The sequence below is a fragment of the Indolivaga alginatilytica genome (assembly GCF_003201355.1).
Lineage (GTDB): Bacteria > Bacteroidota > Bacteroidia > Bacteroidales > Dysgonomonadaceae > Dysgonomonas_A > Dysgonomonas_A alginatilytica.
In genome coordinates this window covers 36,268-60,937 of the sequence record NZ_QICL01000007.1, presented here as the reverse complement: position 1 = coordinate 60,937, position 24,670 = coordinate 36,268, and the positions used below count along the sequence as shown (strand labels likewise).

General features: G+C 36.8%; 26 protein-coding genes. 10 read left to right on the top strand and 16 right to left on the bottom strand.

Going from position 1 to position 24,670, the window contains the following annotated elements:
- Positions 1 to 281 precede the first annotated feature (281 nt).
- The 3 genes from CLV62_RS07610 to CLV62_RS07600 all read left to right on the top strand — a co-directional run bounded on the left by CLV62_RS07610 (position 282) and on the right by CLV62_RS07600 (position 2,426).
- Positions 282 to 1,514: a DUF438 domain-containing protein gene (locus tag CLV62_RS07610; RefSeq protein WP_110310189.1), complete on the top strand. Its 1,233-nt coding sequence runs from the start codon at positions 282 to 284 to the stop codon at positions 1,512 to 1,514.
- A gap of 1 nt (position 1,515) precedes the next feature.
- Positions 1,516 to 2,028: a DUF1858 domain-containing protein gene (locus CLV62_RS07605; protein ID WP_110310188.1), complete on the top strand. Its 513-nt coding sequence runs from the start codon at positions 1,516 to 1,518 to the stop codon at positions 2,026 to 2,028.
- Positions 2,029 to 2,129: 101 nt separating this feature from the next.
- On the top strand, positions 2,130 to 2,426 hold the full coding sequence (locus CLV62_RS07600; protein ID WP_110310187.1) for a cupin domain-containing protein: 297 nt from the start codon (positions 2,130 to 2,132) through the stop codon (positions 2,424 to 2,426).
- A gap of 106 nt (positions 2,427 to 2,532) precedes the next feature.
- On the opposite strand, the gene CLV62_RS07595 is transcribed toward CLV62_RS07600, so the two are convergent.
- Entirely contained in the window at positions 2,533 to 2,904 is a 372-nt protein-coding gene (locus tag CLV62_RS07595) for a DoxX family protein (protein WP_110310186.1), read from the bottom strand.
- 81 nt (positions 2,905 to 2,985) lie between these two features.
- Between CLV62_RS07595 and CLV62_RS07590 the strand changes: the two genes are divergently transcribed.
- From CLV62_RS07590 to CLV62_RS07575, 4 genes are all read left to right on the top strand, one after another.
- On the top strand, positions 2,986 to 3,345 hold the full coding sequence (locus CLV62_RS07590; protein ID WP_110310185.1) for a winged helix-turn-helix transcriptional regulator: 360 nt from the start codon (positions 2,986 to 2,988) through the stop codon (positions 3,343 to 3,345).
- A 67-nt stretch (positions 3,346 to 3,412) separates the two neighbouring features.
- Positions 3,413 to 3,781: a DUF6249 domain-containing protein gene (locus CLV62_RS07585; RefSeq protein ID WP_245904045.1), complete on the top strand. Its 369-nt coding sequence runs from the start codon at positions 3,413 to 3,415 to the stop codon at positions 3,779 to 3,781.
- Between the two features lie 5 nt (positions 3,782 to 3,786).
- A complete protein-coding gene (locus CLV62_RS07580; protein WP_110310184.1) occupies positions 3,787 to 4,344 on the top strand; it encodes an RNA polymerase sigma factor in 558 nt (185 codons plus the stop codon).
- A gap of 47 nt (positions 4,345 to 4,391) precedes the next feature.
- Entirely contained in the window at positions 4,392 to 4,754 is a 363-nt protein-coding gene (locus tag CLV62_RS07575; RefSeq protein ID WP_110310183.1) for a hypothetical protein, read from the top strand.
- A gap of 91 nt (positions 4,755 to 4,845) precedes the next feature.
- On the opposite strand, the gene CLV62_RS07570 is transcribed toward CLV62_RS07575, so the two are convergent.
- From CLV62_RS07570 to CLV62_RS07560, 3 genes are all read right to left on the bottom strand, one after another.
- The gene (locus tag CLV62_RS07570) at positions 4,846 to 5,337 is read right to left on the bottom strand and encodes a metallophosphoesterase family protein (protein ID WP_110310182.1); all 492 of its coding nucleotides are present in this window, start codon (positions 5,335 to 5,337) and stop codon (positions 4,846 to 4,848) included.
- Between the two features lie 3 nt (positions 5,338 to 5,340).
- Complete coding sequence (locus CLV62_RS07565; protein ID WP_110310181.1) at positions 5,341 to 5,835, bottom strand: pyridoxamine 5'-phosphate oxidase family protein; 495 nt, start codon at positions 5,833 to 5,835, stop codon at positions 5,341 to 5,343.
- Positions 5,836 to 5,931: 96 nt separating this feature from the next.
- On the bottom strand, positions 5,932 to 6,678 hold the full coding sequence (locus tag CLV62_RS07560; protein WP_146212714.1) for a hypothetical protein: 747 nt from the start codon (positions 6,676 to 6,678) through the stop codon (positions 5,932 to 5,934).
- A 151-nt stretch (positions 6,679 to 6,829) separates the two neighbouring features.
- On the opposite strand from CLV62_RS07560, the gene CLV62_RS07555 reads away from it, so the two are divergent.
- Positions 6,830 to 7,897 (top strand): M20 family metallo-hydrolase, encoded by a 1,068-nt coding sequence (locus CLV62_RS07555; RefSeq protein WP_110310179.1) that lies wholly within the window; start codon positions 6,830 to 6,832, stop codon positions 7,895 to 7,897.
- 39 nt (positions 7,898 to 7,936) lie between these two features.
- Here the strand turns inward: CLV62_RS07555 and CLV62_RS07550 are convergent, their stop codons facing one another.
- The 12 genes from CLV62_RS07550 to mutY all read right to left on the bottom strand — a co-directional run bounded on the left by CLV62_RS07550 (position 7,937) and on the right by mutY (position 22,234).
- The gene (locus CLV62_RS07550) at positions 7,937 to 9,919 is read right to left on the bottom strand and encodes a KUP/HAK/KT family potassium transporter (RefSeq protein ID WP_110310178.1); all 1,983 of its coding nucleotides are present in this window, start codon (positions 9,917 to 9,919) and stop codon (positions 7,937 to 7,939) included.
- Between the two features lie 278 nt (positions 9,920 to 10,197).
- On the bottom strand, positions 10,198 to 11,295 hold the full coding sequence (locus CLV62_RS07545) for a DegT/DnrJ/EryC1/StrS family aminotransferase (RefSeq protein WP_110310177.1): 1,098 nt from the start codon (positions 11,293 to 11,295) through the stop codon (positions 10,198 to 10,200).
- A 14-nt stretch (positions 11,296 to 11,309) separates the two neighbouring features.
- Positions 11,310 to 12,971: an amino acid permease gene (locus tag CLV62_RS07540; RefSeq protein WP_110310176.1), complete on the bottom strand. Its 1,662-nt coding sequence runs from the start codon at positions 12,969 to 12,971 to the stop codon at positions 11,310 to 11,312.
- 90 nt (positions 12,972 to 13,061) lie between these two features.
- A complete protein-coding gene (locus CLV62_RS07535; RefSeq protein ID WP_110310175.1) occupies positions 13,062 to 14,006 on the bottom strand; it encodes a GNAT family N-acetyltransferase in 945 nt (314 codons plus the stop codon).
- Positions 14,007 to 14,046: 40 nt separating this feature from the next.
- Positions 14,047 to 14,940, bottom strand: a complete 894-nt coding sequence (locus tag CLV62_RS22020; RefSeq protein ID WP_245904043.1) for a WxcM-like domain-containing protein — start codon at positions 14,938 to 14,940, stop codon at positions 14,047 to 14,049.
- Positions 14,925 to 16,316, bottom strand: coding sequence for a murein hydrolase activator EnvC family protein (locus CLV62_RS07520; RefSeq protein WP_110310174.1), 1,392 nt, complete (start codon positions 16,314 to 16,316; stop codon positions 14,925 to 14,927). Before CLV62_RS07520 ends, CLV62_RS22020 begins: the two co-directional genes overlap by 16 nt.
- A 95-nt stretch (positions 16,317 to 16,411) precedes the next feature.
- Entirely contained in the window at positions 16,412 to 17,266 is an 855-nt protein-coding gene (locus CLV62_RS07515) for a DUF4292 domain-containing protein (RefSeq protein ID WP_110310173.1), read from the bottom strand.
- A complete protein-coding gene (locus CLV62_RS07510) occupies positions 17,263 to 19,020 on the bottom strand; it encodes a tetratricopeptide repeat protein (protein WP_110310172.1) in 1,758 nt (585 codons plus the stop codon). Before CLV62_RS07510 ends, CLV62_RS07515 begins: the two co-directional genes overlap by 4 nt.
- Before the next feature lie 32 nt (positions 19,021 to 19,052).
- Entirely contained in the window at positions 19,053 to 19,484 is a 432-nt protein-coding gene (dut, locus tag CLV62_RS07505) for a dUTP diphosphatase (RefSeq protein ID WP_110310171.1), read from the bottom strand.
- 84 nt (positions 19,485 to 19,568) lie between these two features.
- Positions 19,569 to 20,474: an EamA family transporter gene (locus CLV62_RS07500; RefSeq protein WP_110310170.1), complete on the bottom strand. Its 906-nt coding sequence runs from the start codon at positions 20,472 to 20,474 to the stop codon at positions 19,569 to 19,571.
- A gap of 122 nt (positions 20,475 to 20,596) precedes the next feature.
- Positions 20,597 to 21,088 (bottom strand): low molecular weight protein-tyrosine-phosphatase, encoded by a 492-nt coding sequence (locus tag CLV62_RS07495; RefSeq protein WP_110310169.1) that lies wholly within the window; start codon positions 21,086 to 21,088, stop codon positions 20,597 to 20,599.
- Between the two features lie 42 nt (positions 21,089 to 21,130).
- Positions 21,131 to 22,234: an A/G-specific adenine glycosylase gene (mutY, locus tag CLV62_RS07490; RefSeq protein WP_185144251.1), complete on the bottom strand. Its 1,104-nt coding sequence runs from the start codon at positions 22,232 to 22,234 to the stop codon at positions 21,131 to 21,133.
- Positions 22,235 to 22,508: 274 nt separating this feature from the next.
- Here mutY and CLV62_RS07485 point away from each other — a divergent pair, with 274 nt between their 5' ends.
- Both CLV62_RS07485 and CLV62_RS07480 read left to right on the top strand, forming a co-directional pair.
- A complete protein-coding gene (locus CLV62_RS07485) occupies positions 22,509 to 22,784 on the top strand; it encodes an HU family DNA-binding protein (protein WP_026627129.1) in 276 nt (91 codons plus the stop codon).
- A gap of 283 nt (positions 22,785 to 23,067) precedes the next feature.
- Positions 23,068 to 24,642 (top strand): Rne/Rng family ribonuclease, encoded by a 1,575-nt coding sequence (locus CLV62_RS07480; RefSeq protein ID WP_110310168.1) that lies wholly within the window; start codon positions 23,068 to 23,070, stop codon positions 24,640 to 24,642.
- The last annotated feature ends 28 nt before the right edge of the window (positions 24,643 to 24,670 follow it).

Here is a 24,670-nt window from a genome sequence, read left to right as displayed (position 1 = left end):
GCGACCTTAAGGTCTTAGACCTATTTATTGCTTTAGCAAGTATAAGTACAACTGATCGTTATAATTAAATAACGTTGGACTAAATGCTTACTGTTGAGTAATACTATGCAATTTATAAAACTTATCTGTATTTATTCACTAAAAACAGTTATTATTCTTTACGAACTCCTAAAAAGAGTTTATCTATATACAAAATATAATGCCTGTAACATTTGATACAAATTTCAGAACTACAATGGTATTAGCTTTGTATACATTCAAATAACAAATACAATTGAGCCATGAGCGAACTTATAAATAATTCAGAAAAAAAGAGAGAACTTCTAAAACACCTGATTCTTCAACTGCATAAAGGAGAAGCTCCTGAGGTAGTACGAAAAAGACTTGAAGAATTACTCAGAAGCATTCCTTACGACGATGTGGTACAGGTAGAACAAGAACTTATTAATGAAGGATTACCAACAGAAGAGGTACTCAAACTTTGCGATATACATACAGCCGTACTCGATGGGCATATCGACCAATCGGCAGCACGTCCCGTTCCTGCAGGTCATCCCGTTGATACATTTAAGAAAGAAAATCAAGAGCTGACAAAAGTAATTGCTCAAACCAGAGAGCTGTTTATCAAAGCACCTAATTTAAAAGAGGAGGAGATTAAAGTCTATCTGATTGAATTGAAAGGATGCTTCAACGCTCTATCGGATGTTGACAAACACTACCTCAGAAAAGAATACTTGCTATTTCCTTTTCTCGAAAAGCACGACATAACAGGTCCTCCCAAAGTAATGTGGGGGAAACATGACGAAACACGTGCCCTACTCAAAGCGGCTCACGAAATATTAAGCATACCCGAAGGTTTGTCTGTGGACGATTTATGTACCGCCATAGCCTATACCTTAGAGCCTGCATTGTCTGCCATAGAAGGTATGATTATGAAGGAAGAAGAGATACTTTTACCCATGTCTATGGATACATTGACGGATGAAGAATGGTATCAGGTGTATCAGCAAACTACCGAATTTGGCTTTTGTCTTTATGATCCTACAGACAAATGGAATCCCGAGAATATAGAAATAAGCAAGGTTACTTATTCGGGTAATGGCAGCATGCAACTTCCAACAGGAAGTTTTTCGGTAGAAGAACTAACCGCTTTATTCAATATACTACCCATGGATATAACATTTGTAGATAAAGACGACAAGGTTAAATTCTTTTCATTAGGACCTCACCGTATTTTCGACAGAAATAGAGCTATTATAGGACGAAGTGTACAACTGTGCCATCCACCTCATAGTGTTCACATAGTTGAGCAGATATTAAGCGATTTCAAAAGTGGTAAGGAAACCAACGCTGCATTCTGGATCAATTTCAAAGGTCGTTTCATATACATCGAATACATTGCAATGAGAAACGAAGAAGGGGAATATCTGGGAGTTATAGAATGTACTCAGGATCTTACCGAGTATCGTAAATTGGAAGGAGAACAACGGTTACTTTCTTATACATCGAAGTAATATGGAAAAGCCATTGGATATAAATCTTCAAACAAAGGTTGCGGAAATGCTCGATCATTATCCTCAATTAGAAGAGATATTACTGGAGCTATCGCCCTCCTTTGCTAAGCTGAAGAACCCAATTCTCAGAAAAACAATTGCAAGGGTAGCAACATTAAAGCAAATATCTGAGATTGCGGGGCTCAATCCGGGAGAAATGATTTCTACTTTGAGGAAAGGAGCAAACCTATGTCCGGCAAATACAGATATTGCCCAATCAGACAATTTCTCACCTAAACCTGAATGGGTGGATGAGAATATGATTGTTGAGGTATTTGATGTCTGCTCTATTCTCGATGAAGGGAGAAGTCCCATGAAACAGATTATTGACAAAGCTCAATCATTACAAGCAGGTCAGATATTGGAATTGATAACTCCATTTGTACCTACTCCTATCATTGATATTTTACAAACAAAAGGATATGTCTGTTGGAGCAAGAAAGAGAATAATAAGATAGAAACTTATATTAAGTAGTTCTAAATATTTAAGGCGATGATTTATCAGTATAACTATCTCTGGTTGTTATGCTTGCCAAAGTAATAAAAAGGTCTTCGACCTTATAAAAAAATAAAGACATGACTATAAAACAAATTCTAAAAGACCTTGAGTCTGCTAAACGCCCTGTTGCAAAAGTGTTGCAAAGCGGAACAAATTTCAAAGTAATAGCTATTGGCTTTACCAAGAATATGATTCTGGATGATCACAAAACTGATATCCCTGCCAAACTGGTAGTATTAGAAGGTAAAGTAGTATATAAGGAAGGTGATAAGATGGTAATGCTATCTCAATATGAAGAAACCCCAATTCCTGCGGGCATTATTCATTCGGTTACAGCATTGGAAGACAGTATCTGTTTAGTAATTAAGGGGTAAACCGTCTATTCCTTTTAAATACCTAAATGAGCCGTTCGGGACAATTCCGAACGGCTCATTTATTTATGTTTAGATAAATATCACATCAACAATCAGATACTCAGAATCAGACTGTAATATGGAAGTGCTTATCAGTAAGCAGTAAAAAACCTGATAGAACACAACAGATCAAAGCATTATAATAATGATTATATTCTTGATGAGCAAAATGTGCAGTCAATGCACCAACTGCAAAAGGAGTTAAAAACAAAACTCCTATATTTTTTACTCCGTGATGCCAAAAGCCCACTAATAATAGGATAACTCCAATTAATTCGGCTGCACCTATTATTATTGTAAAAGGTTTATTAAAGCCAAGAGATAACATACTATCCATCATTGTCTTTTTTTGAAAAACTTTATAAAGACTGGCATATCCAAATATATAGATATAATAAACGTAAGCACACCAATGTAAAACTGTAATTAATTTTTCCATATTCTTTTTTTTTTACAAATGTATTGCATTACTTAGCACTAATCAATTACCTACAAAATTGTAGGTACTACAAACTGTAAAATGAAAAAAGAAAACTCTACAAATTCAATTAATAAAAACTATCTGAATGAAAATTGCGGAATGTTTTTCACTCTATCTTTAATTGGAGGGAGATGGAAGATAAGTATACTTGCTGTACTTCTCGATAATGGCAGCATGAGATATGGAGAACTGAGAAGAAAGATTCCGGGTATAACAGAGCGTATGTTTATTGCTCAGCTCAAGGAACTAGAATCTGATGGACTTATTACAAAAACAGTATATTCTATAAAGCCTCCGCACGTTGAATATCAATTAAGTGAATGGGGATTATCCTTAAAAAACATATTGGATCAAATGAGCGAATGGGGAGAAAAAAATAAAAATCATCCAAACTTGTAACCATTTCAAACTTCGTCTAGTCATATTCATGAAAACAAATTAATAACAACTAAAACAACCAATAATTATGGACTTTATAGAAGAAGGGTTAATACCAATCATTGCTATTTTATCGGCAGTCGCTCTCCCGATAGGATTTGGAATGTATCTCGGACTTATAGCATTACGAACAAAAAGCAAAGAAAATCTGGAGTTGATAAAACAGGGTATAGTGCCTCCGCCTAAATCGAAGCCTACCCCTAACAGATACAGGTCGCTACGCAACGGATTTCTCTGTGTTGGTATTGCGTTGGGACTTATACTCGGAAATATCGCAGTAGAAACATTTCATACTCTCGAAGATATATATATTATGATCGCTTTCGTTCTGCTGTTCCTTGGACTAGCCTACATCTTATTCTACTTTGTTACTAAGGATAAAGACTTAGAAGGATAACACCAATGGATGAAAAGCTACAAATAAAACAGGTTTTAAAGGGGGATACGTCCGCCTTTGCCTATTTTGTAGATACCTATCAGGATATGGCAATAACCATAGCCTTTCGTATCTGCGGAAATAAGCAGGATGCCGAAGATATCGTGCAGAATGCTTATGTAAAAGCTTTTCATAACTTGCATACATTCAGAACTGACAGCAAATTCTCTACATGGTTTTACCGAATAGTATACAATACCGCCCTGACCCACATAAGCAGCTCGGGGTTCAACACAGAATTTGTTGACTACCAACATATGGATACCGAAAGTTCCTTCTCCGAATGGGATACATTGGAGAGGATAAACGAGCAAGAAAGAAAAACCGTTATCAACGACACTTTAGAAAAGATGCCTAAAGACGAAAGCCTATTGCTTACTCTATATTATCTGGAAGAGAATTCCATTAAGGATATAGTTCTGATAACGGGATTGGGTGAATCGAATATTAAAGTAAAACTACATCGGGCACGAAAGCGATTTGCTGATATAATAGGAACAATGATGCATTATGAAAAAGTTTAAGGTCACAGACCTCTCTGTTTATATAAATAAATTATTACATTTATAATATGGAAAAGGATATTAAAAACAATATAGAAGATAGCCAATTCCGAGACTTATTATCCGGAACAAGGCTTGAAGCAAGTGACAATCTGAAGTTCAGAATTATGCAACAGATTGAAACAGAAAAAGCTTTATCGAAACAACAGGCGTCAAAGACACGTTCGGGTTTCGGAAATATACTATCTATACTTGGTGTTATGTACTCTTTGATAGCCATACTTGGTGTTGGTGTATATTTCACTTATGGAAGCAAGGCGCTAATGTCTCCCTCACTTTATATGCCTTTTATATTAATAACATCGGCATGTAGCGTATTTCTGTTCATATCTATTTTTGATGACAGAAGACACTATAAGCAAAAAAAGTAAGGTCGCAGACCTTTATTGTTGTCACAGATAAAGCACTTTATTGTTATAAAATACAGCTATAATATTTAGCAGTATTACAAAAGAAGAGCTCTCAATCCGAGAGCTCTATTACTTCTAAATCTTTAATATTTCCGTCATCTAACACAAACCTCAATAAAGTCCGTACTTTATGAAAGCCGTACTTTCCGGCAGCACCGGGGTTTATATCCAAACAATTGTATTTTTTATCGTACATTACTTTCAGAATATGCGAATGTCCGCAGATAAATAACTTCGGTGGATCAGTCTGCAAAATAGTACGCACTCTTGGATCATATCTTCCGGGATATCCGCCTATATGAGTCATAAGGACATCCACCCCTTCTAAAGTAAATCTCAGGAATTCGGGATATGCAGCCCTTATATCAGCACCATCTATATTTCCGTATACAGCTCTAAAAGGCTTGAAAGCTTCAAACTTTAAAGTCAAATCGAACGAACCTATATCTCCTGCATGCCATACTTCATCACAGTCGGCAAAGTGATGTCTATATTTTTCATCCCAATAGCTATGCGTGTCTGACAGTAAGCCTATTTTTTTCATATTCTAATCTTTTTTAAAATGATGCGACTCTTTATAAGGCACTCCGAAAATTTTCCCTGTAACCTTATCAACAGGGATTTTCCAGATCTTTACATTGCGGACAGCCGGATCTGAATATTTAAAAGGTCGATCTGTATATTGTGCCATCAAGATATCAAGAATCTCCACTTTCTCATCAAAGTCCTCTACGAAAGTCACTTTACCTCGACAGATGACACTGCTTCCTTGTACACGATAGCTACAAGCCACTTCTTCATGTTGATGTGTAATTTCGGAAGGTGTACAAAACGTAATGCAAATACTCGGATTACTTTCGAGTGAACGAACAGCAGTACCTTCTGGTCCTGAATGCAAATAGACAACATCGTCTTTGTATCCAAAATTCATCGGTATAACATAGGGTAAACCATCTGTATCTATCATTCCAGCGAAACACTCCTTACACTCCTTGATTGTACCTTCTATAAATTCTCTTTCCTCGATTGTAATAGTAACCATATTTTTCTTGTATCTGGATTAGACCAAGTGTAAAAGTACAAAAAGCACGGCTTAATAAAAAACTGTGTTTTAAAAATGAGAAGCCTTAGACTTCTTCTATTTATTCACTGTAATATATTCAACAGTTAAGAGAAACTTATTTTCACCATCCACTTCTACACTTACCGGATATCCAACATCATTGTATTTGCAAGTAAATGTGTCTGCACTTCCATCTGCATGTAATTCTTGCAGAGTATTATTCATAAAACATAAAGGAAACCCTTGCCCTTTTATAAAATACCAAGATGGGGTTTTTATATTTTTAAATAAGCCATTCTTATCATCGTACGTTAATGTTGTTATAGAGGTCTGACCTTCAACTGTATTTGTTCCAATATATTTCGTCAGATTGCCTTTCCAGTCATATTCATAAGTATAAAGATATTCTGCACTGTATAGCTTAAGGAGTTCACCACTACTGCCCAACTCCAATGTATCTCGATAATAAGTGTCAGCATTATTTTGCACACAATATACTTTATTGCTGTTATAGGTAAACTTAGTGGTATCAAACAGAGTCACAACAGAAGATAAACGTCCCTCAGTATCGTATGCAAAACTAAGAGTATCTCCTTCCTCAGCAGGAGCTTCATTCATTGACTGAATTATATAAGTTACTCTGTTTTCTTTATCATAACGAAAATAAAGGGTAGCACTCCCTTCATAGCCTTCTTCCAACGATTTATTTATAATCTTTCCGGGAAGATAAATAATATCCGCCTGCCCATTACCACTATCATCATTACAGGACACAAGAGAGAAAGACACTAAAGTGATTAGTGTTAAGAAGTAAAATTTCATAAGATTACCTTTTTTGTTTTGTATTTGTTTGTTAAGAATAAGCACAAAGATATTCATTTTGCCTTTTCGATAAATAAACTTCTCGTATATTTCTTAATTTCGTTCGTTCCAACTTACATATTCAAGTCAATATTTTATCTTTGTTTTTGTTATGAAAAAAAATATTGACGAATTATTTTATGATGCAGTAGATCTATTAAAAAATATGATCTGCATCCCCTCATATAGCAGGCAAGAGAACGAAGTAGCCGATATGATCGAATCATATATCCGAAATATGGGCTTCGCACCTCAACGAAAAGGGAATAATATATGGATAAAGTCTCCCGATTTTTCGGAAGCGAAACCAATCATATTATTAAATTCACACATAGATACAGTAAAACCTGTTTCGGGATGGAATAAAGACCCTTTCGCCCCCATAGAGGAAAACGATCGTTTATACGGATTAGGTAGTAACGATGCTGGAGCCAGTTTGGTTAGCCTTATGCATACATTTTTTCTATTGACACAAAAAATTCAAGACTATAATCTTATATTTCTAGCTTCTTGCGAAGAAGAAGTATCAGGTAAAGAAGGTATAGAATCGGCATTAAAAGAACTACCTATCCCTAGTTTTGCCATTGTAGGCGAACCAACCGGAATGCATCCTGCCATTGCAGAAAAAGGCCTCATGGTATTAGATTGCGTAGCAACGGGAGAATCGGGACACGCAGCACGTAATGAGGGTGTAAATGCGATCTATAAAGCGATGAAAGATATAGAATGGTTCCGTACTTTCGAATTTCCAAACATTAGTGATTTACTAGGTCCGGTAAAAATGTCTGTAACAATGGTTAATGCAGGTACACAGCATAATGTTGTACCCGACAAGTGTTCATTCGTTGTAGATGTACGCAGTAACGAATGTTACAGCAACGAAGAATTATTCCATATTATCAACAAGCATACAGAGTGTGAAGTTACACCCCGTTCATATCGTCTCAACTCCTCCAAAATTGCAATTGAAAATCCTTTTGTGCAACGGGCAATAGTAATGGGCAGAGAACCATATGGATCGCCTACGCTATCCGATCAGGCTTTGATGTCGTTCCCATCTGTAAAAATGGGTCCCGGGGATTCGGCTCGCTCACATACTGCGGACGAATACATAAAACCCGATGAAATAAGGGAAGCAATAGAATATTACTACAAATTATTGAACAGTTTAAGCATTTAAAGTCTAAGACCTTTCCATTACTTTGAACTGTATGAACAACTAAGCTTCTGCATCTTGTTCAGCTTGATCCGACTGGCTTATCAATCTTTCCAAAATATCATCTTTGTGGTATACATTCACCAAGGGAACAGTTTCTACAATTGCAAACGAAGGGTCCAGATCAAGCATTTGAGTGTCAGATGTACTAAATCTCTTAATCAGGTTATACCAAGCTAGTGTTATGCGTTGGCGTGGTTCAAGCTCAATATTACGGAAGATACGATCTACTACAATAAAAGAGAAATCGCCTTTTGCTTTATGCATAGATGGATAACGAGACGATAAATCGACTTTCTTATCCCGTTCCATATTGTAGCATATCAAACGAACATATTTATCGGCATGTACCCCAACCTTAAATCCAACTCTTAGATCGATTCTGAATATCTTACCGGGAACAAAAGTCTTAACCTCATAATCGAATTCATACGGTGCATCTGTTCTTTTAATACGGACAAACCAATACGTATCCGCCCTTTTGGGGAATTTCTTAAATAACGAATAGGTAATTTTACTCTCCAAAGCATGCTTGTTATTTGCTTTGGTGATATATACCAGATTAGTTGCTGTTTTAGGAATTGTAGTATCTTCACTTATTTCTTGTATATGAGCCAAATAAGGTTCATTAACCTGATCATAAGTTGTATAATGACGTTTGATCCGACGACCGTTGAACCACGAATACATCATAAAGAAAATAATTCCGGCTATAAGGATAGATGCAAAACCTCCATGTGCGAATTTCTGCATGTTGGCAACAAAGAAACTAAACTCTATAATGAAAAAGAATAGTGAGACGGGAACACTAAACCAAATAGGCTTCTTCGTTTCTTTGAAATACAAGTAGAGCAACATGGTAGTCATCAACATACTCAGAGTAATAGCCAACCCGTAAGCAGCTTCGAGTCGCGATGAAGATTGGAACATCATAATAATGATAGCACAAAATATCATCATCGTAAAGTTAACAGACGGAATATACATCTGCCCTTTGATGTGTGTAGGGTATTTTATCTTCACATTAGGCCAAAGATTCAGGGAGATAGCCTCGCTTATCACGGTAAATGAGCCACTAATAAGAGCCTGACTGGCAATAATAGAGGCAACGGTAGCCATAGCTACTCCAATGAAGCTAAACCACGAAGGCATCATACTAAAGAATGGATTAATTCCATGCTGCACGAGGGATGGATTATCAATAATCCATGCAGCTTGCCCTAAATAATTAAGTATCAATGTTATTTTAACAAAAACCCACGAGATACGAATATTCTTAAGTCCACAATGTCCCAGATCGGAATATAAGGCCTCGGCTCCTGTCGTACAGAGGAATACCGCACCCAGAATAAACATGGTATGTGGCGCTTCTATCAGAAATCGGATAGCATAAAGAGGATTAAACGCTTTGATCACACTTAAATCCAAAACGAATTGGCTGAGCCCTACAACCCCAATCATAACAAACCAAGCTAACATAGCTGTGCCAAAATACTTACCCAACGAACTTGTACCCATAGGTTGTATAAGGAATATACCCATAACAATAAGCAAGGTAGCGGGTACAATAGGAACTTCGGGAACTATATTATTCAATCCCTCCATAGAGGTTATAACGGTCATTGCAGGAGTAATCACACCATCAGCTAATAGAGTCGCGGCACCTAAAGCGGCAACCACATAAGCCCAACGATATTTCTGCCGAATGAGTGCATATAAAGCTAAGATTCCCCCCTCACCTTTATTATCGGCTCTTAAAGTAAGAATTACGTATTTAAGTGTAGTTTGGATAGTTAAAGTCCAGATTACACAAGAAACCGCTCCAATAATATACTCGGGACGAGAGAGTTGATTGTCGGGAAGTGCCTCCAATACAGATTTCATCACATATAGTGGGGACGTTCCTATATCGCCAAACACTACTCCGATTGCCATAATTATACCTATCGGTCCGAAAGGTACTTTATGCCTTTTATTGCTACTCATAAGTTAAGTAAAAATTAGAATTTAGTGCCGCATTTCTCAATTATAATCATCAGTCGTTTATCTTTCGATCGACAATAAATAGGTCTGCGACCTTATTCGTTAAAAATAGCCAAATGTATAGCTTTTTTCGAACACAACACATTTCTTAACCATAAAATAAGCAGAACATATCTGTAGTTATACATTATTAAGCTCCCAAACATTCTGGTTCCTTGTGCCAATACGAGTATAGTTGCGAGTTACAACCTCACAATAGCATATAGTATTTCTGCTGATAATTAAAATTTATTCACACAATCGATTATTTCTGTTATCTCAGAAAAATTTAATGCAGTGTTCAAGGGTAGACTTAATACCTCATCATGGATTCTTTCTGTTATAGGAAACGAAAGATTACTCCACTCTTTATAAGCCTCTTGTTTATGTGGTGGTATAGGATAATGAACCTGTGTTTGGATACCCTGCTCTAATAGATATTTTTGTAGTTCGTTTCTCTTTTGGCAACGTATTACAAACATATGGAAGGTATGCTCTTCGATAACCCTAACAAAAGGCAGCACAATATGATTGTTTACTATTTCATTTAAATATTTTGAGGCTAACTCTTGTCTGTATATTGTATCGTCTTTCAAGTATTTTAATCTTACAGCTAGTATCGCTGCTTGCATTTCGTCCAAACGAGAATTGATGCCTTTGTATTTATTTATATACTTAGCTTCTGTTCCATAATTAGCCAATGCTCTGATAACTTCTGCCAACTGTTTATCATTTGTGGTGATAGCTCCTGCATCGCCTAATGCTCCCAAATTTTTAGTCGGATAAAAGCTAAAAGCAGTGGCATCACACAACCCTCCTATCGGAAATCCGTTATACACTGCTCCATGAGCTTGGGCAGCGTCATCAATTACTTTCAGATTATATTTTTGAGCAATTTTATTAATTTCATCCATCGGACAACATAATCCATAGAGATGCACGGGTAAAATTGCTTTCGTTTTTGATGTTATTTTCTCTTCAATCTTTTTCGGATCAAGATTATATGTTCTGATATCAGGCTCTACCAATACTGGAGTCAATCCACTTTCGGTTATAGCCAATATTGTAGCAATATATGTGTTGGCTGGCACTATAACCTCATCGCCCTCACTCATTACTCCAAGTTCTTTATAAGCACATAGGATTAATTTAATAGCCTCTAAGCCATTGCCAACTCCTATACAACACTTTACCTGACAATGCTCTGCAAAAGAGTTCTCAAATTGTTTTACTTCTTCACCAAGTATATACCAACCCGAGCGAACAACACGTAAAACGGCTTGCTCAATCTCCGACTGATATTTTTTATTTACTTTTTTGAGGTCAAGAAAGGGAATCATATACTACACCTTTTTTATTTCTTAATAATAGTGGCTAATTTACTCTTTTTATATCCATATAAGAAATAGATAGTCAATCCAATAGCCAACCACATTAAAAACATGAGCCAGTTTGACCATCCCAATTCGGTCATAAGATACAAATTAGTAAGGATACCCAATGTAGGCAATAACGAAAATTTAAATCTATATGCTGCAACAGATAGACCGACCCATGCTATCCAAAAGACAATCAATAGTGGTTTTTCTTCCAAAAGAGCCTTATAATCTAATTTAAATATAAAAAGAGCGAAAGCTATAAGGAATAAAATCGACACTATATACTTTCCATTCACATAAGGCACTTTAAACTTAGCCTTCTTGCTGTATCCTTTATAGTCGAGATATAAAACCCCTGAACAAACAAGTATAAAAGCAAAGAATGTACCTACACTTGTAAGGTCTACCACAAATTGCATATCAAGAAAGAACGAAGGCACACTTACTAATATCCCTGCAATAATAGTTGCAAAAGCAGGTGTTTTAAACTTCTTATGAATTTTACCAAACTTAGGCCACAACAAACCATCGCGGCTCATCGTCATCCAAATACGCGGTTGACCAATCTGAAATACTAATATCGCACTCGTTATAGCTATTACTGCACTTACAGATATTACACCTGCAATAAAATCCATATTGACTAGTTGGAAAACATAGGCCAAAGGATCATCTACACCTAATTCTTTATAGCTTACCATACCTGTCAAGACTAGCGTAATCGCAATGTACAAGACTGTACATATTGCCAAACAGTAAAGCATAGCACGAGGCATATCACGTTGTGGGTTCTTACATTCTTCAGCAGTAGTAGAAACTGAATCGAATCCCACAAAGGAAAAAAAGACAGCTGCAACACCTCCTAACACACCTCCAACTCCATTGGGTGCAAATGGCGACCAGTTTGCAGGTTTTACAAAAAAGAATCCGGCTAGAATTACAAATAAAATAATTCCGACCTTTAGATAAACCAATAGGTTATTCACTGCTTTTGATTCTTTAATCCCAACAAAAACTAATGAGGTAAGCAGTATAATAATACCTCCTGCGGGTAAATTTATCAATATTTTATATCCGAAAATTTCGGGTGCATTGCGATAGATCTCAGCCGATTGCAACACATTGGTCGGAAGATCGGGTAAATCGGCCATCACCTTCTGGTATGACTCGTAAGCATTCAGATAACCAATGGACAGGTAATGCGGAAAATGTATTCCAAACCCTTCGAGCATTGTCGTGAAATACCCCGACCAAGAAATAGCAATAACCATATTGGATACCGAGTATTCGAGAATAAGAGCCCAACCTATCGCCCAAGCAAAAATCTCACCCAATGTAGCATATGTATAAGTATAGGCACTACCACTGGTAGAAATCATAGATGCAAATTGTGCATAACATAAAGCTGTAAAAACACATGCTATGGCTACGAACACAAACAGTAACGAAACGGCAGGTCCTCCATGAAAGGCTGCACGACCAATAGTACTGAAAATACCTGCACCAATTATTGCCGCAACACCAAAAAGTGTAAGGTCTTTTACACCCAGTATTCTTTTAAGTCCATGATCCTGAATTTCTCCAACATGCCCTCCGTTACTAATATCTTTTCTTCTAAATAAGGAATTAAAATTCATTTCTATGTAGTTAAGGTCTCAGACCTTTTTTGTCGTTTCATGAAACACAACAACTATGTTATGATTCTAAAACATATCATTAAACACTTTTTATTTGGTTAGTTCTATTTGGTAGGTATCATACACGACACCTCTGGCTCCAAAGCCTTCTTTTTGGGATATCAACCCTTCGTTGAGAAAATGTCCGTTATCCTCGGTAGATGTACCAAAGTCGAAATACCTCTTTTTATCGAAAACGTTATTTATCAAGTGATCGAACAGGAGGTCTAACGCTCCATTCTCTTTACCTTCTTCCGAAGCAGATATATACTGGGTATGAGCTACAGTATCGGTTTCAAATATTATACATCCGGCTAGTATCTTATCATCTTTTAATGTACAGAACAACCGGATATTATTGCGGAACTTATCTCTAAGGTATTCTATTTCGGATAATGAATGAGTAGCTACTGCCTTATGGTTTTCTTTCAGGTTCTGCTCCAAAACAGTCCAAAATTCGGCGAACGAATCAGATTCACAAACTGTAAGATTCAGCTTATCTGCTTTTTTAATTTGCCTTTTCCTTAATTCGGCATAATCAAGCTTATCAGAGAGATCAATCGTTGAAGAGATAGTTCTTGATAGTAATGTCGCATTATTCCGAAAGAGAGCATACAAATCATCTTGTGATGGATGACGATGGTATATATAAGGAATCGATTTATATATAATTTTACTTACTCCACTTTCTCGAAGATAATCGGCAACTTTATTTATTACCTCAATTGTCTGAGGTGTTTTTGTATCGCATGACAATATTAAACCACCATAGGTTAACCCCTGATGAGAATAAAATACACTGTCCTTAGTATTTGCAGGCAGTAGTGCCACAAGTTTATCTTTCTCAAAAAACATCAATGAGTGATCTGTGAAACGGTCAGAATGATACTCCATATAATCCCGATAAAACAAAAAAGTCCCGTTTCGGGAAGAAGACACAAAGTCATCCCAAACGGACTTATATTCGGCATTATATTTTTCTATTCTAAGTAACATCAAATGTCAATCGTTAGAGTTACCATTGGGGTCTGTGACCTTAATTCCCATATATCTTTTTAAAATCACTATACTTACGGATATAATCTTCTTCGGTATATGCCTCAGAAGCAAGAACCAGACAAATAGCTCCTGATGAATAATTGTATTCTTTAGACCATATTCCGGGCAAAACATGTATACCTTCTGTAGGCCTGTTTACACTTATCGATCTTTTACTCTTTCCATCATCCAGTTCAACATCAAAGCTACCACTGGCAGCTAAAAGAAATTGATGACATTGTTTGTGTGCATGCATCCCTCTGGTTTTACCGTAAGGAATATCATATACAAAGAAAACACGCTTCACATCAAAAGGAATATCCACGGAACAATGTATTGGTGTTAGATTTCCTGCTCTGCTTTTTATCGTAGGTAATTCAATCTGAGAACATCCAAAAACGGTATTATTCTGAACTATTGTTTTACATTCTTGAATAGATTCAGACTCCAAGGTATTCACCTTTGTCTGACCTTCTTCTATTTTTAGAAATTGCTTAAACTTTTTGAAATTACGAATATATTCATCCTCATTATAAGCTCCAGACGAGATTACAAGGCAAACCGAATTTGTTGCAAAATTCTCTAATGTACGCCACATTTTTGCTGGAACATACAATGCCTTATAAGCTCTATTGAGTTGATAAGTTCGCGTTTCTTTGCCATCATTCAAAACGACATCAAAACTTCCGGAAAGGGCAATTATTATTTCTTCCTGCGTTTTAAAGGCATGGCTGCCTCTCTTCTGTCCCGCAGGAACATCGGATATCCAATAAACGCGTGCTATTTTGAACGGAATTTGTCCGCCTTCTTCAATAAAAGAAAGATTACCTCTTGCATCTTCTACTTTAGGAAGATCCAAGATTTGTTCCTTGACTTTTATTTTTGAAGCCATGGCTCAGGATTCAATTTAGTTGTTCCCTGCCACAACTGGAAATGTAGTTGAGAGTTTCCAGTATCCGAATCGGTATAAACCGTACCTAGAGCTTGTCCGGCAGATATTTTTTGTCCTTGTTTAACAAAAATCTGCTGAATATTCCCATAGAACGAATAATACCCTCCATGTCGTACAATAATACAGTTATTAAATCCGGGGAATGCTACCACACGTGATACTTCTCCTCCGAAAACGGCACGGGCTTGAGCTCCCGATCGGGCTTGTATATCTATACCATTGCTATTGGTAGTTACCCTCCATCTACTGTTCTGTTGCGTACCAAAACGTCCTACAATACTATAACTACCAGTTACGGGCATTGGTAAGCGTCCTTTATTAGCCGCAAAATTGGATGAAAGTTTGAAGTTCTCGGCTGTTACCGTAGGCGTAGCCATCGCAACTTCTTCTCGCTCTCTTGGTGATTCTCTTTCAATCTTTGGAGCAACCTCCTCTTCTTCGGGCTCTTCTGATTTTGCAGGGGGCTTAGTAGAAGTCCTTGCAGCTTCGCGTCTTGCCCTTTCGGCTCGTTCCGCACGCTCTGCCCGTTCTCTCTTCAATTTCTCCCGTCGAGCTTGTTCTTCTGCCAAACGTCTGGCTTCACGTTCCTGACGTTCAACTTCCTGAGCAATCAGTTTCTCTATTTGAGCATTCAGATTATCTGCTTGCTTTTGCTTGGTTTGTAATATACCTTGTAATTCTTTCTGCTTTTTACTTGCATCCGAGACTTCCTGTTTATGTACCTGTTCTTCTTGCTGTAAGTTAGTTTGCTCTTTTTCTCTATTGCCTAGCAGAGCATTCTTTTCGGCTTTCGATTTCTCTAGAGCTGCTTTTTTCTCCTCTAAAGTCTTTTGTTTTTGTTTGATATCAATAATCTGATTATCCCGCCATTCCGAATAATCTTTTAGATACTTCATTCGGCGAAGCGATTCAGCCAGAGAACTTCCCGACAAAACAAACAACAATTTATTGCCACTTTGTTTTCTCAGAACTATACCCTGAACTGCTCTGGCATATGATTTCTGCTGATTTTTAAGATTTGCAGTAAGTATGATTATCTCTTTTTCGGTAGTTGCCTGTTGCTCAGAAATAGCAGCAACTTCCTGATTAAGCAAAGAAATCAATCGCTGACGTGAACTGATCTGTTCTGTCAAAAGATTGATTCTACTTAATAATGTGGAGGTATTTTTTTTTGTCTCATTCAGCAGCAAAGTTGTACTCTCTATTTCGCGTAGGGCCAATTTTCTCTTATTCTCCAGATCTTTTATATTGTTTGACTGGGGAAAGACAACTAGAGTTGAGAGAAATAATATAAATACAACAAGTACTGATCTCATTTTATCACTTAAAGGTCGCCGACCTGTTTGTTGCTCAGGTAAGCGCACTCACCAAAAGCTTGTTATAACTAAATAATGTTACTACAATTGTTACCTTACTTAATATAGTTCTTCAGAATATCTAATACTGAGACCTTAGTATATTTAGAAGGGAGGCTATTATCTACGGTCAATTCTTTATTAAAGTCCAATCCGGAATTTGACATAATAAGTTTTACTTTCTTCTTATTGATGTCAACATTAGCTTCCATCGTAGTAGGATACAAAGATGCGGATTCTTTTACAAAATCGCTATATATCCATCTCAATGAATATTTTCCATCTCTTGCCGTAATATGGGTAGCTGACACCCTGTCGTTCGGATCGATAACGAAACGATACGATAATCCTGTTTTATCTTTCGTTTCCAGATGATACTTGCCTCCATTCATCGAAATATCGTATGCATTGTAATCACTTGCTACTACACGACTTTTTCCGGGAATAAATAAGGCATCTGTAAATAAGGCTTGCAGATTATTATAATTAAATTGGACACCACGTTCCTGCTCTAAATCTTTGATATTTTCAACCGCGTATTTCTTCGACAAGCGGTCTATAACATATACCGAATCGGGAGTAATAGTTACACGAATAACTTCAGAATTGATAAAGGGAGCACGTACCGATAATTGAATAATCTCGTCTCTTACGATTTTAAGCTGGCTGTTAACCTTCATGCCCGATGTTTTAGATCCCGAAATCATTTCGAGCGAAATTTTCCCACTGATTGTTTCATAATCGGTTTCTGATGCCAATACATCCTTAACTACCTGATCGTGTGTTTTTGAAACTACCGAACCATCGTTGCTGACTATCGTTTTCGATGACTTACAAGAAGAGATCACAACAAGCAAACTAAAGAATAAAACGAATTTATAGATATTTCTTACCTTACTTACATTCATCATTTCAAAGAATTAGGTGCAATAAATGTTTTTGTTTTAATCTTTTGATCCAGAGTTTTCGATTCGCTGCCTTTTTCTTTGGCTCTTTCCCAATATATGACGGCATTTTCTTTGTCATCCATCATATACAAAACATCACCATAATGTTCCAACACCTCCGCACTTATCTCTTTTTCCTTTTCCTCGCTGTATTTTACGGCATTTTCCAAATATATTTTTGCAGTAGTATATGCTCCTTGCATAAACAATATCCATCCGTAGGTATCGAGGTAAGTAGGATTAGTAGGCTCAGCCTTTATAGTTATGCTACTCATATTTTCAGCCCTATCAAGATCTTTATGAGCCAGCGAAAGGTAATAGCTGTAGTTGTTCAGTACCCCCAGATTCTGAGGATTATATTTCAAAGACTGATCGAACTCAACAAAAGCACTATCCTGCTGTTTCAGTTCATAATATATGCTTCCCTTTTGTCCATAAAATTCAGATAATAAACGGGGGTTATCTTGTGCAAAAACAATTCCATCCTCCAGAGTTTTCAATGCTTCTTTAAATTCTTTTTTCTGATATTGACCTACCGAAAGGTAAAAATAGAACAAAGGCTCTTCGGGTAAATACACAATTGCCGATTTACAAACATCTATAAGTGCATCTATACTGTCTACATCTGTCGATTGCAATAATTGCTCCCAGCCTACAGGATTTGTAGGATCGGATTCCGCATAAACCCGGTATTGAAAATTAGCTTCTTTTTTTCTATCCTGCAACATTAACAAATTACCATACAGCAAATTGAATTTTGCCTCCTGCGGATGTTCCACCATCAGGGAATCCAAGAGCAAATATGCAGGCTCCAAATCCTGTTGACCTTGCTGAAGTATGCCGATATACTGGCTTAATATACCGATTTTAGTATCTATATCTGTTTTGGAACTAAAAAGCGCTGCACGAAGTTCGGCCTCTGCTTTAGGTTGATCGCCAACTGTCTGGTAATAATTAGCCATGGAAGTTATCAAATAAGGATCTTCGGGATCAATCGATTTAGCCTTACTCAAAGATGCATAAGCCTCTTTATTTTTCCCTTCCTGCAGGTAGAGATTTGCCAACAAGATATAATACCTGATATCATCGGGATATTTATCAATATACTTTTGAACCTCAGCGTATGCTTTTTTCTTATCGTTCAGAGCCGAATATAATTTAAATTTCTGGATAGTGATTTTTTCGTTCATACCCATAGTACGCTCCAAATCGTTCAATGCCTGAATAGAATTTAACAAATCCCCATCAAGGCGATACACTTCCGAGAGGTACATATACAATTCTATTTTTAGAGGATTCTGATTTATGAGCTTTTGATAAACAGAAGCTGCATCTTTATAATCCTGTCTTTCAGCTAAAGCAGAAGCCAAAGCCATATTATAATAGAAATTATCGCTATCATAACCCACAGCTCTCTGATAATACGCATATGCCTGATCTTTATTCTGAATAGAGTTAAAGAAATTACCCAATTCAAATAATACACTGGCATTTGTAGAATCTATTTTCATACAATATTGCAGAAAGTCGTATGTTGCTCCATACTTCTCAATAGATTTAGAATTCATGGCATTATAAAAATAATAATCAAACTTGCGTTGATCATCCAAGCTCAGAACCGGACGGTTTACGTCACCTTTAACTGTCTGTGCAAATATATTACTGATGCCTAAAACAAATACTATAAGGAATAAGATCGGGAATTTATAGTTTGACATATATATTTATGTGCTTAGTGTTTAGCTGATTTTCATTTTCCGGTATGCCCAAAACCACCTGCCCCCCGGATCGTTTCTTCTATGGTATCTACAGCATCCCACTCCACAGTAGCATGAGCCGCAATGACCATCTGACAAATACGTTCTCCGTTCTGGATCGTAAAAGGTTCGTTAGATAAATTTACAAGTATTACACGTATTTCACCTCTATAATCCGCATCAATAGTTCCCGGCGAATTAAGAACAGTCAGACCATGCTTAAAAGCCAATCCGCTGCGTGGGCGTATTTGGGCTTCATATCCCTTAGGTAACTCTATGAATAAACCAGTGGGAACAAGTTTTCTTTCAAGAGGTTGCAACACTATATTTGTATCTATATTAGCTCTCAAATCAAGCCCTGCCGAATATTCTGTTGCATACTCTGGAAGGGGGTGAGCCGATTTATTTATAATTTTCACTTTCATATCTTGTGTATTCTGCTGTTCAATCTGTTGCGAAATTAATTAATTCTTTATCAAAGATAGAGTAATTCGCTAAAAACTTAACATTTAATTAGGTTTCAACATTTTGATAAAGGAAATGTTCATTAACGCTATGGCAAAAAGAATCAAGACAATCCCTATCCACTGATAAACATTGACCGATTCATTTATAAAAAGATAAGCCATAGACACCGAAACGGGCAATTCTATAGAAGCTATAATACCCCCCAGACCGACACCAACCAAGGGCATTCCTTTAGTGAAAAGCAAGGGAGGAAGAATCGTTCCGAAGAAAGCAATAATAAGCCCCCAAGTCCACAATACACTGGGATCGAATTTCTCCAACAAAGAATATCCCCAAACGAGCGAAACCATTATTAAGGAACCGATTAACATAAACATACTACGAACCATCGGACGATAGCCCGTTGCTATATTATTTGTCGCCAAAAATGTAAGGCTATAAGAAATAGCAGCCAGAAATCCCCAGAAAACACCTCTCCAATCTAAATCTGCATCCGCATTTAATACATTTGTCGCTAAAACGGTACCAATCAAAACAACCACTATAGAGACCAGTTTTATAGGAGCCGGTTTAATCTTATTAACCACAAGATCAACAACCACACCTATCCATACCGATTGCATCAGCATTACAATACATACCGAAACAGGTATATACCTCAATGAAAGATAGTAAAACGTGCTTGTTAACCCCAACGGAATACCTCCAAGAAGTAATTTAATAATATCTTTACGATGAGGACGATCCGCAACCCTTGAAGGCGAAATCCTGTTAAATATTAAATTCAGCAAGATCATAACTGATGCTCCAAGAAGCGCCTGGGCAAATGTCAGCTCAGCAGTCGTATAGCCATCTGCCAGCCCTTTCTTTATAAATGTGGCTACAATTCCATAACTTGAAGCTCCAATAGCAACAAATAAAATACCTTTTAGTGACTTATTATTCATCTTTTATCTCTTTCTCAACTCTTCTTCAGAGTATTTAAGGTCTCAGACCTATTTATTTACTTTGGCAAGTAATTGCAACTGACAGTTACAACTACTTGCATTGTAGGATTTAATACTTACCGTTACTTAAGTATAACTGTATCTTCGATATGCTTCATCAACCCATCACAGGCGTCTTCCAATAAATCTAAAACCAATTCGAAGCCATCCGCTCCCATATAATATGGATCGGGGATATGATCGTAACCGTGTTTCTGAGAAAACTCAACCATTCGGTGTACCTTTTTTTGCGATTCCAGATCGGGACTTAACCTCATTATATTACTATAGTTGCTATCATCCATCGCAAGAATGATATCAAAATCATCGAAGTCGTTTACCGTAAATCTTCGGGAAAGCGAATCGAACACATAATCCCTACGTGTTCCATGACGGCGCATACGATGATCGGGCAAGTCTCCATCATGATAACCTGATGTTCCGGCAGAATCTACCTCTAATTTATCATCTAATCCCTTTTCTGAAATAATATGTTTCATTATACCTTCCCCTGCCGGAGAACGGCATATATTCCCGAGGCAAACAAACAATATTTTATATTTTTTCTTTTCCATTATCAATCACTTTAGTTACAAAATGACACAAAGATACAACTCTTACGCAAATAAATCACCCTCACTACGGCGTTCTAAGTAACGATCCACCAGTCGAGAGATAGCAAAATTAAATAAATCAGCTTGATCAATTTTCAAAAACCGCTCTTGAATAGCTGCATCTTCAGTAATTGTAACAGTATAAAAATTTGCATAAATTATACGGTGAGATAATACATGCTTCAGTGTTATACCCATGGGATGGATTGATATATTTCCGCCCTTTTCGAAAATTTGTAAAAAAGCTTCTGTCTCCTGCAATTGATCTAAAGTCAATTTCTCTTCTGTTTCAATAAGAGGCAATTCATACAGATTTTTCCAAATATCATTTCCCGTACGTTTATTCAAAAACATGAAAGAACCAATTCTTATATCGAGATAGTTAAAATATCGCTCCTTCACCTTAGTTTTCCCTTGCTTCACGGGATAAGCCGTCACTTTATTCTGGCTATATGCCAAGCAAATATCCGAAAGAGGGCAAATACTACAATTGGGAGATACAGGTACACATTGCAATGCCCCGAATTCCATTATTGCCTGATTATGTTCTCCGGGATGCTTTTGATCCAACAATTCGTTTGCCAGATCGGTAAAAAGCTTTTTACCCTGAGTTGTATCTATCGGAGTAGCTATTCCAAACAAACGGGACAAAACTCTAAAAACATTGCCATCTACTACAGCATGAGGTAATTCGAAGGCAAAAGAGCCAATAGCCGCTGCCGTATATTCGCCGATACCTTTTAAAGACAGAATATCTTTATAAATTGAAGGAAATACACCATCGAAATCGGAAACGATCATTTTAGCTGCCGCATGCAAATTTCGAGCCCGACTATAATAACCTAACCCTTGCCACAATTTCAACACTTCATCTTCATGAGCTTCAGCTAACGAAGCCACTGTAGGAAAGCTTTCTGTAAAGCGTGTATAATAATCGTACCCCTGAGCAACGCGTGTTTGTTGCAAAATTACTTCCGATAACCAAATAAAATACGGGTCCTTAGTCTCACGCCACGGTAAATCCCTTTTATTTTGATCGTACCACCTTATTAATATATGGCTGATAAAAAAAGCCTCTCTATCTATAATCAAATCACCTGTTTTCAATCGACACTATTTTAAACTTAAAAAACCATTAAGGTCTCAGACTTTTTTTAATACTTAGCAAGTAAAACAACTATAATTAGTTATAACCTTATAATATAGCATTCAATAGTTGAAATTTCTTAAATAAGCACAAAGATACTTCATAATTAAGGTTTAGAGAGAAAATAATTAGTTTTTAATGAAAAATGCCTTTCATTTATTTTTAAAGGAAATAAAAAAGCTATATATTTGCAGTCCAAAAAATTAGTAATTAACAATAAAAGGAAATACAAAAATGACAAAAGCAGATATCGTTAACGAAATTGCTAAAAATACTGGCATCGATAAGGCAACCGTTCTAACAGCCGTGGAATCTTTTATGGAAGTAGTGAAAGACTCTCTAAGTAAAAGCGAGAATGTATATTTGAGAGGTTTTGGCAGCTTTGTTGTGAAGAAGCGTGCTCAAAAAACTGCTCGTAACATCTCTAAGAATACAACAATTATCATCCCTGAGCACAACATTCCATCTTTCAAACCTGCTAAAGTTTTTGTAAATCAAGTCAAAAAATAAGTAGAGTATTAATTTCTAAAATATAAAAGATATGCCAAGCGGTAAAAAAAGAAAAAGACATAAAATGTCTACGCACAAACGCAAAAAAAGACTTAGAAAAAACAGACATAAAAAGAAAAAATAATCTTTTTCACGTCTTATTTTAGAAGAAGTAACAAGAACAAACTTAAATCTATCATAACATTTTAAGTTTGTTCTTTGTGCATTTCAGAGTGTCACGATCCTATAATATACAGCCTGAAAACTGTATCGGTACAAATTTAATAGTCACAAGTAATAGAAAATGAATAGCGAACTTGTAGTTGATGTTCAATCGCAAGAGATTTCTATTGCCGTGTTGGAAGACAAGAAACTTGTCGAACTTCAGAAAGAGGCAAGAGACATCTCATTTGCAGTTGGCAACATTTATGCCGGGAAGGTTAAAAAACTTATGCCGGGGTTAAATGCTGCATTTATTGACATTGGGTACAAAAAAGATGCTTTTCTTCATTACTTAGACTTAGGTCCTCAATTTAAATCTGTAGATAAATTTTTCAAACAAGCCTTAAGCGACACAAAACGATTTCCGCTAATACCTAAGATGCCCCTCGAAACGGACATTGACAAAGATGGCAGCATCAGCGATGTACTGAAAGTGGGACAAGAAATTTTGGTTCAGATAGCCAAAGAACCTATCTCAACCAAAGGTCCAAGACTAACATCGGAATTGTCGTTTGCAGGTCGTTTTTTGGTATTGATCCCTTTCAATGACAAGGTATCGATCTCGCAGAAAATAAAATCCAAAGAAGAGAGAGCCAGACTTCGTCAACTCATTCAAAGTATAAAGCCTAAAAACTTCGGCGTAATAGTTCGTACAGTAGCTGAAGGAAAAAAAGTTATCGAATTAGATAACGAACTAAAAACGTTAGTGAAGCGTTGGGAGGATAATCTTCCTAAAATTCAGAGGGAAAAACTTCCTACATTAATATATGAAGAAACCGGACGTATTGTGGGTCTCCTTAGGGATGTATTCAACCCATCATTTCAGGCTATTCATGTAAATGACAAGGAAGTACATAACCAAATCAGGGATTATATCAGTATTATAGATCCTGAGAAAAGAGATATTGTAAAGCTTTATACAGACGAACTCCCCATTTTCGATAGTTTTGCTGTTACCAAACAAGTGAAAGCTTTGTTTGGTAAAACCGTAACTTTCCGTAACGGAGCTTATTTGATCATAGAACATACCGAAGCTTTACACGTAATAGATGTAAACAGTGGTAACAGGTCGAAGAACAAAGAAGCAGGGCAAGAGAACAACGCATGGGAGGTTAACTCAGCAGCAGCCGAGGAAGTTGCCCGACAATTAAGACTCCGCGATCTGGGAGGAATCATTGTCATAGACTTCATCGACATGTCGGAAGGCGAACACCGCAGCAAGCTGATTGCAAGAATGCAGGAATTAATGGCTAATGATAGGGCAAAACACAATATATTGCCTCTGAGCAAGTTTGGACTGATGCAAATCACACGCCAACGCGTGCGTCCCGAAATGGTAGTAGATACTACCGAAATATGCCCTACATGCTTTGGAAAAGGCGAGATTAAACCCTCTATATTATTTACAGACTCATTAAGATCTAAGATAAGTTATTTAGTCCAAAAACTAAATGTGAAGAAATTCACCTTACATGTACACCCTTATGTCGCAGCGTTTATAGACAAAGGATTCCCCTCGTTAAAATCGAGATGGAAGTGGAAATACAGCTTCGGGATGAAAATCATTCCCGACCAAAGCCTGGCTTTTCTCGAATATCGATTTTTCGATCAGAACAAAGAGGAAATAGATCTCAAACAAGAGATAGAACTCAAATAATATAAATGGGTGAATTCAACTAGAGTTC